6 protein-coding genes and 1 pseudogene are annotated in these 8,609 nt (G+C 61.2%); 2 read left to right on the forward strand and 5 right to left on the reverse strand.

Translation table 11 applies throughout. The features are described from left to right. Positions 1-285, forward strand: a complete 285-nt coding sequence (gene merP, locus M3461_03470; protein MDQ3773488.1) for a mercury resistance system periplasmic binding protein MerP — start codon at positions 1-3, stop codon at positions 283-285. Between the two features lie 44 nt (positions 286-329). Then, a pseudogene (gene merA, locus M3461_03475) lies at positions 330-2,014 on the forward strand (mercury(II) reductase). Between the two features lie 254 nt (positions 2,015-2,268). Here the strand turns inward: merA and M3461_03480 are convergent. From M3461_03480 to M3461_03500, 5 genes are all read right to left on the reverse strand, one after another. Further along, complete coding sequence (locus tag M3461_03480) at positions 2,269-3,114, reverse strand: TIR domain-containing protein (GenBank protein MDQ3773489.1); 846 nt, start codon at positions 3,112-3,114, stop codon at positions 2,269-2,271. Positions 3,115-3,272: 158 nt separating this feature from the next. Then, complete coding sequence (locus M3461_03485; GenBank protein ID MDQ3773490.1) at positions 3,273-3,815, reverse strand: hypothetical protein; 543 nt, start codon at positions 3,813-3,815, stop codon at positions 3,273-3,275. Positions 3,816-4,303: 488 nt separating this feature from the next. Next, complete coding sequence (locus M3461_03490) at positions 4,304-4,576, reverse strand: class I SAM-dependent methyltransferase (GenBank protein ID MDQ3773491.1); 273 nt, start codon at positions 4,574-4,576, stop codon at positions 4,304-4,306. Positions 4,577-4,606: 30 nt separating this feature from the next. Next, positions 4,607-5,737, reverse strand: a complete 1,131-nt coding sequence (locus M3461_03495) for a glycosyltransferase family 39 protein (GenBank protein MDQ3773492.1) — start codon at positions 5,735-5,737, stop codon at positions 4,607-4,609. A 594-nt stretch (positions 5,738-6,331) separates the two neighbouring features. Continuing rightward, a complete protein-coding gene (locus M3461_03500; protein MDQ3773493.1) occupies positions 6,332-8,485 on the reverse strand; it encodes a DUF1929 domain-containing protein in 2,154 nt (717 codons plus the stop codon). Between the last annotated feature and the right edge of the window lie 124 nt (positions 8,486-8,609).

Consider the following 8,609-nt stretch of genomic DNA (forward strand, 5'->3'; position numbering starts at 1 on the left):
ATGCGAAAGCTCCTCATGGGATGTGCGACGGTCGTAATGGCCCTTGTGGCGGGCCTGGTGTCCGCGGCCGAGAAAACCGTGACGCTCCGCGTGGACAACATGAGCTGCGCCACCTGCCCGCCGGTGGTGAAGAAGAGCCTCGGTCGGATCGACGGCGTGTCCCGGGTCGAGGTGTCGCTTGAGGCGAAGACCGCGATCGTGATCTATGATGGCGCCAAGACCGATGTCGCGGCCTTGATCGACGCCACGACCAACGCGGGTTATCCGTCCCGCCTGGCGGAATAAGCTCGCGGGACGTGATCAGCACCTATACGCTGCAAATCACCGGGATGGCCTGCGATCACTGCGCGAAGTCGATCGAGGACGCCCTGGCGGGCGTGGCTGGGATAGTCGAAGCGAAGGTTTCGTATGACGAAGGCACCGCCCGCATCAAGACCGACGTGAGGGTCGATAGCGCGACGCTCATCGATACGGTGCAGGGCAAAGGGTTTGGCGCGGAGGTGCTGGATCGCAAGGGTTCGACTGCCGCAAAGGGGGTCTCGGACCGGCCGCACATCTCGCTCGTCGACACGCCCGCGCCTTCCGTCAGACCGCGACGGAGATCGCGAGGCGCTCTCCACGTCGCGATCATCGGAAGCGGGGGGCCGCGTTTGCTTGCGCGATCCGCGCGGCCGAGGAAGGCGCCGAGGTCACGCTCATCGAGCGGGGCACCCTAGGGGGGACCTGCGTCAATGTCGGCTGCGTGCCCTCGAAGATCATGATCCGCGCGGCCCATCTCGCGCATTTGCAATCCGAGCACCCCTTCGACGGCATCAAGAAGCGCACGGCCGTCCTCGACCGCCGAGCGCTTCTGGCCCAGCAGCAGGGTCGAGTAGAGGAGCTGCGGCATGCCAAGTACGAAAACATCCTAAAATCGAATCCCAGCATCACGCTCCGACGTGGATCCGCGCACTTTACCAACGAGAGAACCCTGATGGTGAAGGAGCCGGGGGGCCAGGAGCAGTGCCTGCGCGCCGAGCGTATCCTGATCGCGACCGGCGCTTCCCCCTCGATCCCCGAGACGCCGGGTCTTAAGGACACCCCCTACTGGACCTCGACCGAGGCGCTCGTGGCGGAACGATTGCCGGAGCATCTCATCGTCTACGGGGGCTCCGTGGTAGCCGTGGAGCTCGGGCAGGCGTTCCTGCGCCTGGGCTCGAAGGTCACGCTCATCGCGCGCTCGACCCTGCTCTCCAAGACCGATCCGGCCATCGGGGATGGGCTTGAAGCGGCGCTCGAAGGCGAAGGCATGCGCGTCCTGACCTATACCGCAGTCAAGCGGGTGCGCTACGGAAGCCGCTGGTTCCGCAAGCGCTTCAGCATCGAGTTAGACCGGGAGACCCTCATCGGCGATCGCCTGCTGGTCGCGACGGGCCGGACACCGAACACCGCCGGCCTGGGGCTCGACCGAGTGGACGTCAACACCGACGCGCGCGGCGCCATCGTCGTCAACGACCACATGCGGACGAGCGCCGAGCATATCTATGCCGCCGGGGATTGCACGGCCCAGCCGCAGTTCGTGTACGTCGCCGCAGCAGCCGGCACCCGTGCAGCGATCAACATGATGGGCGGGGAGGCGGCCGTGGACCTATCCGCTGTGCCCGAGGTCGTGTTCACGGACCCGCAGATCGCGACCGTGGGCCTGACGGCGGCGCAAGCGAGTGAGCAGGGTTTCCAGGTCGACAGCCGCACCCTGACCCTGGATAACGTCCCGCGGGCGCTCGCCAACTTCGACCTCCGGGGCTTCATCAAGCTGGTCGCCGAGCATGGGAGTGGGCGCTTGCTCGGCGCCCAGGTGCTGGCGCCGGAAGGCGGGGAGATCATCCAGACGGCCGCGTTCGCCGTCCGCCACCGCCTGACCGTGCGGGACCTCGCCGAACAACTCTTCCCCTACCTCACCATGGTCGAGGGGTTCAAGCTCTGCGCGCAGACCTTTACCAGGGACGTGACGCAGCTCTCGTGCTGCGCGGGGTAACGGGGCTTTGGGCTCTGTCGAGCCATCGCGAGGCCTAGGGGCGTACCCCCGTGGCTGCCCCTAGGCCGAGCGGATCGGCGGTTGCAGCCGGGTGCTGGTGAGAAATGCGGGCTCGCTCAGCGACCTGGTGAAGCATGACTTCGTGTCGCGAAGGAGCCGGGCAGTAAGGCACGGGTCTCCAGTGCCGTCCGCGGTTACCTTCGCCGACTACTCGATCGCGCGGGGCTCGACAAGAAAGCGAGGGCCAGGAATTATTATTTGGTCATGCAGGCATGCCGAGGATGCAAGGTCACACCCTGCCACTTTATTTGCCTGCACATATCCTGAGCGCATCCGATCGTGCGTGTGGTGCGGGTCACGTCGTCCGGCTCAGGAGAGGCAACAGGGTGGGCAAACGTTGTACCAGCATGGAAGGCTCGCGCCAGTTTCGCAAATCGAGAACTTGTCCGCTCAAGAGTTGCTTCAGTTCGTTCGAGTAGCTTTCGGGGTTGAGTTGATTGACTGTATTCGACCTCCTCAACCGTCTTGCCAATGAGGGCGTTCCATTCGAGGCTGTCGGGATGGGGCATATTCTCGATCAGAATCGGGATGACCGATGTGAAGCTACGCGAGCTACGCGCACGCTGAAACTCCTTGCCAACCCACCCGCTTGGCAGGATATTCGGGCTGATGACGAGCAACACGCGCTCGGCCTCGTCGACATACGTATAAAGATCGCGCTCCAGCTCTACCTCAGTGCTTTGGAACTCCTCGCGCCGCATGTCCTGCGGCGCGAACCAACTCGGCACACTATTCCAAGTCAGCCACTCACGTAGGTAACGGTGGCTCTGAACGTATAGCTCTGCCATTCGGATCGTGTGCGATTGCACGCCACATGCGCCGAGAAATGATATTGGGAGCGGCACCGATCTGATGATCGAGAACTGGTCGATATGGCTCATCTTCCGATGCTGCACCTGATCAAGACCGTGCACATTGATCAGCGGGGTGAAGCCGAGATGCGTGTCGCCGAAGATCACACCATCGAGCCGGGCGCCGCTGAGGTTTGACGCGAGAAGTTGGGCCCCGCGTAAGTCGGCGCCGCGCAGGTCCGCGCCCATCAGTTTGGCTCCGCCGAATCTCTGCGCCGCGCAGATCGACACCCCTGAGATCGGCATCGCTAACCCAGGTTTAACACTCGCAAGAAAAAGATGATGCAGTACAAGGGATTAGGGATACAACAAAGTGCGTATGGCACTACAAGTATGTTTTTTTGCGGTTAGACGACGAGTTTCTGGATCCCTCCGGGGGAAGGGGACAGTTCTAGAACATCATAGATCTGTCGTAGTCCAGGCTCGGCGAGGGTGCTCTTGCGTACATGCAACACGCGCGCATCGCGTTGGCGGAAGGTCGCGGTGACCCGCTGTTGTACGGACAGCGTTTGACGTAAGCCCCAGCTCTGATGGATCCCCGCTGCCTTCAGACGCCGGCGGATGCACTGGACGGCCTGGTAGGCCAAGACGGAGATGAAGAGGTGTCCGTCGGTGCGTCGCTCTTTGGAATGGAAGATCGGTCGTAGACCAAGCTCGGACTTCAAGCTCCGAAAGACGGCTTCCAAATCGGTCAGCATCGTGTAGGTTTCCCAGAGGGTGGCCTCATCCCAATGGGTTTCGTTGGTGCGCAAGCAATAGACCCCCGGATGGGTGAGCATCGTGCCGGTGAGCGGTTTTTTCTCCCACGTGAGGGAGGTGGCCTTGTTACCGGCGGCGTCTGCCGTCACCGTGATCTGATAATGTCGGCCGATCCCGCGAACCCGCTTCACGGCACCCGAGAAATCGGCGACTTGCAGGCCCGTGATAACGCTTCCGTTCGTTTCAATCTCCGTCAAATTGGCCCGAAGCGCCAAATAGATCGCAGGGCTTTTGGATAGTGCTTCCCCGAACTTGTCCGAAAATATCACCGGCGAGTACCAAAAAGATCTGAGCGCAATCGCTCTCTCCGAGCAATTGATCAGAGTCAAACTTCTATGCTGTTTGACCAGTACGATAGATTGTGCCTACAGTACTTACAGTTGTGCTCGACCACTTCCTTCCATGATTTGTGACCTCTCATTGCGCACTCCAAGGAGCGCTCAGAGCGGAAACCACCATTTCGGACAACTCGGCTAAAGCATATTCACTTGGGAGCATAGATGTGAGGTTCGAATGGTAGATACCACGTCCCAGGATGGAATAACCGCCCGTTCTGAGTGCTCTATAGATCTCCTGAAAGCACTCCTTCTTGTTTTGGGCATGCTCCGAAAACTCGTGCTCACAACCCAAACGCGTTATCACGGAAGGGCAGTTGATACGGTGTTGAGGAAATTGCCGTGAGCCTCTCAACATCAGCGCGGGGATTCTCGAGCCAATACGGCTTGAAGTCACAGCCGTATGCGTCATACCCAAGTGACAGAAGGGTATCAACAATACCTCCGATGCCACAGCCGAAGTGGATAACTTTGGTCTGGGCGGGGCGGTCCAAGCCGCGGATCTCTTTGATGGTGGTGTGGAGCAATATGCCCAGCTTCTCGTCATGATTCTTCATGCCCGCTTTCTGGTCCTACGGTAACCGTAGTCAAGCCCCTCGGCGTGACGCAAACGCGCAACCGACGAGGAGTGCGAAGTATGGCATGATTGGAGCGCGGAATCGCGAATAGGCCTCCAGGCCCGCCGAGATTGCCATAAAATAGAAGATGAAGATGAGCACCGCAACGAGCTCGATATAGCGTCGAGATCGAAGGAGCCGATACCCGCCCAACACGGCGCCGAACATGATAACGCCAAGAACCACGGTCTCCATGCCCACGAGAAAAGCATGAAGACCCGTCTCGATTGTAGTTGGCCTGGGGGCACCCAACAATCGGAGCAACTCGGCCCGGCCCGGCCCGGCTAGCAGGCGCCCTGCCCCTTGCATGAACGTCACAACAGTTCCCCAGGGGTACCGAGCAAAGGTCTCGAACGCCAAAGACGCTTCCAGTCGGCTGATCTGTCCTCGGTTCATCCCTTCCCGGGTGCGGCCCTTGAGAGTTTCGCTAAGCCTTCGTTGAGCCTCCTCGACGGATATATGTTCTTCCTCAGCCATGGCCCCGGCCGCGCGAAACTTGACGAGGTTGATGCTCTCGACGGTGGTGAAGATGGGGACGCCCGTGAGGGCATAGTTCCGGGCAATCCACCCGCCGACGGGCAATGCGAAGGCCAGCAGGAACACCCCGGACCGTACCAGCCGCGTCGGCCAACGGCTATCCTGGAGGATCAGACCGACGGATACCAGGACAACCGGCAGGTAAAGGGCTATCGGGCGGATCAGGGTTGATGCGCCAAGAACCATCCCGGCGCCCGCACTCCACCAGAGTGAACGCTCCCTGAGCGCCCGCCACCAGCAAAGGGACCCTGCGACAAGCACGAAGGTGAAGAAAACTTCAGGCTGAAGGTAGTTGGTCATGATGATGGAGATGGGGTCCACGGCGAGGGCCAGCGCGGCCAACCACGCGGCCTGGCGATCGAAGAGCCGAAGGCCCGCAAGATACGTGAGCCAGACTGTGGCGACGCCGAAGGCCATCTGCACGAGCACGACCACCGAAGGCGCTGCGCCCACGATCGCGTAAATGCTATGAATGAGCAACGGATATCCCGGCGTACGCTTCAGGCCAAGCTCAAAGAGTTCTCCTGCTCCCGCCCCAAAGGCCTCGGCAAAGTTGCGGGCCAACGTGACATATGCAATCGTGTCCGGACTGCTGGAGAACCTCTCGGGATGAGGAGCGACGACAAGGAAAAGTCCTAACCGGAGGCAGCACGCCAGAGCCAGAATAGACGCAACTATACGAAACCTATTCAAGGGCGGGCGCTTCCTCGCCGGAACGCCTACCGGATTCTGCGGGAAGGATAAATTAGGGCGCACGCGCTCATGTTCCTATGGTAATAAGACATTCTTGTGGCTCGAACTCGTCCGACCGAGCGCATCGGAAGGCTTCGACATCAGGGCTTCCAAGTGGGTGCGAACCGTGTCACTGAATTCCCTAAGCAAGGATCTGCATCGGGAGTGGCTTCCCGGGTGCGAATTGCAGCTATCGTAAGGATCCGGCACAAAAGTGCACGTGAAGACCCCGCTGGCATAGGAGAGCGAGGTGACGATGACGTCGGGGAGAGACGGACCTGTATTGTTGACCGTTACAGTTACTCCGTCGCTTGTCGTGTTCCCCGCTGCATCTCGTGCGACTGCCGTGAGCGTGTGCGGAGCCTTTGGTTGCGGTCGTGATATTCCAGGAGATTTGGCAGTCGTAGGGTGCACCGCGCGGACCTTTCATTTGAGCCGTTCGCAACCGCTCACCTTGTCTCTACCCTTGCCGCCGTTGCAGAAATCCCTGCCGGAACCTCCGAAAAGCCGGTCGTTACCGCTCTCCCCGAATAGTCGGTCGTTACCTTTTCCACCTCGTAGCGTATCGCGTCCGGCGCCACCGCAGATGATGTCGTTGCCCCCCGCCCCATTGATCGAGTCATTGGCGTCGGTTCCTACGATAACGTCGTTGCCGTTTGTGCCGCGGAGCGTCCCTGTATAAGGTGTCCCGCTATCCGGGCCGCCAAAAATAGCGTTGTTGGACACCCAGATGGTGGCGACTCGGCCGCGACAAGTCAGGGGGGCTGGGTTGGGGGCCGGTAGGGGATCGGTTCCACCAACCGTAATCGGCTGGGAAAGCTGGTTGTTGGTTTCGTCCGACTCCGCAAAGCGGTCGACGTCATCGACGAAAGCCGTCATCGTGTGGGTGCCGGGGGGAATGGTGAAGGGTACACCGTTGGTGCCGAGGGTGACGGATGCTCCTGCGGCCAGGGGCCCGTTTACGATGCCAAACGTTCTGAACTCGCCATCCACGGAATATCCTACGCCGATGCCTATGCCTGCAGGGGTCGCCGCGGTGCCCTGGTTTTTCACCGTGCTCGTGAAGACCCCGCTGGCATAGGAGAGCGAGGTGACGATGACGTCGGGGAGACAGGACGGATCGACCGTCGGCGGGAGGGGCGCGTCATGAACCTGGATGATTTGTGCGACGGACGGGACGCCGCTCCCGTTCAGGAGGAAGAGCAGGTAGTAGCCAGGAGGCGCAACATTGCCGCTGGGTGGAGCCGTGACGCTGAGGCCTCCCGTGCATTGCGAAAAACTCAGCTCGTTGATGTACTGGCTCTGGTTGAAAGCATGAGTCACCGAGGAGAGTCTCAGCATCGTGATCTTGGAGATCGTCAAGGCGTCCGGCGTTCCGACGAAGAAGGACTGCCCATAGGCGATGCTGGGCGGCGCCGACGTGATCGTCGGCCTGGTCCCCTTGAAGAGATAAGGCGGCGAGTAGGTCTCGGTTTCCGGGTGCCGGTTACCGCCCGTGCTCAAGACCCGGCCATCCGGCAGCAGGAGGGCCGCAGAGTGGTACACGCGGGGAATTCCCAAGCTGCTGGCGAGCGTCGTCCAGTTTTCGGTCGCGGGGTCCCAAAGCTCTGCCGCGTACACGGCTGAGGTCGGGCTGGTGTCCGTGAAGCCGAAGCCCGGGCCGTTGTAGCCGCCGGTGACCAGCACCTTACCGTCGGGCAACAGCGTGGCGTTGAGCTGACGCCGTCTGAATTGCATGGAGCCGACAGAGCGCCAACTCGGCGACGCCGCGTTGAGGTCGATGACCTCGGCCGTATTCGTCGGCGGGTCTAGGCCGCCGCCCATCACCAGGACCTTGCCTGGCGCGTACATCACCGCCGACCCGTAATCACGGTATCCGCCGACCCGCTGCGCCACGAAGCTCCAGGCGCCGGTCCCCGACGTATCGAGATAGCGGGTCGTCGTCGACGGTCCTGCATTGAAGACCTTGCCGTTCGGCGCCAGCAGCATCTGGGGGTAGAGGTCTTGCAGGAGCTGTGCGTTGGTGAGGTCCCGCCACGTTCCCGTCGACACCTGGAACACCTGGGGTAGCGTGTTCCTGTTGAGGACGGTCCTGCTGTCGATGTCACCCGAGACCACCAGGACGTCGCCGTTAGCCAGGACGGTGACAGTCGGGTACCAGCGGCCCTCGTTCATGTTGGGCAAGTTGCTCCACGCGTTGGTGAAGGGGTTATATATGCTGGCCCGCGACAGACCCACGAAAGTCGCGGTGTGGCCGCCGGCGACGAAGAGGGTGCCGTCAGCCAGGAACGAGTGGCCGCTGCAGAAGATGTCGTAACCCGCCCGGTTGAGGATCGACACGCTCTGGTTGGCGGGATCCCAGGATCGAGGATCGTCGCCGGATCCCCCGCCGCCCTCCTCGTCGCCCGGCCAGATCATCACCTTCCCCGTGGGCAGCATGTGGGTGTGGATGGGGAAGTAGGGAAGCGGCGCGACGAGCGACCACTGGCCGATGACATCAGTCTGCGCGGCGCTCGGCATGGCGCCGAAGCACAGCAGGGCAACGACGGTGAGACAGAAGATCGGATGTCGGTGCGGCATGAGGGAGCCTCTAAAAATTGTGGTGAAAGCCTATACTGCCGCGGCATGTTACAAGGGATTTCACTATCCAGGCCGATTTTGGAGCAGCATCAGGGATCTAGATCGGCCTTTTTGAGGGGATCAT

It is taken from the genome of Pseudomonadota bacterium (genome assembly GCA_030860485.1).
In the GTDB taxonomy this organism is placed as follows: Bacteria; Pseudomonadota; Gammaproteobacteria; order JACCXJ01; family JACCXJ01; genus JACCXJ01.